The organism is Ochrobactrum sp. SFR4, assembly GCF_019730395.1.
Taxonomy (GTDB): Bacteria; Pseudomonadota; Alphaproteobacteria; order Rhizobiales; family Rhizobiaceae; genus Pseudochrobactrum.
This window is the reverse complement of the sequence record NZ_JAAPBB010000487.1, coordinates 1-325: the sequence shown is the minus strand read 5'-3', so window position 1 is coordinate 325 and position 325 is coordinate 1. Positions and strand designations below refer to the sequence as shown.

The 325-nt window shown below is 56.3% G+C and carries 1 protein-coding gene; it reads right to left on the bottom strand.

Features of this window, described 5'->3' with window-relative positions:
- A partial coding sequence (locus HBA93_RS19930) for a PAS domain-containing protein (protein WP_221724437.1) occupies positions 1–325 on the bottom strand: 325 nt, incomplete at both ends.

Here is a 325-nt window from a genome sequence, read left to right as displayed (position 1 = left end):
CCGATCAGACGAATCTCCTCCTGAGCGGAGAGCCCGTCACGCACGGCATTATTCAGCCGGTAAACCGCCTCCAGCGCCGATGGCTCACCTGCCAACACGGCATCGAGCGTTGGCAAATCAGCGGAATTCTCTGCGCCCATCATCTGCGCATAAGCCTGGTTAGCATAAACGATATGCCCTTTAGCATCGGTGATCACCGTGCCTTCCGGCATTGAATCCAGCAGCGTATCGACCACATCATCATGCTCTTCTCGCGGGCTGAACTGGATAAGACCGGTTGCCCAGCCGATCAGGCAAAACACGCCCATAATCGACAAAAGCCCGA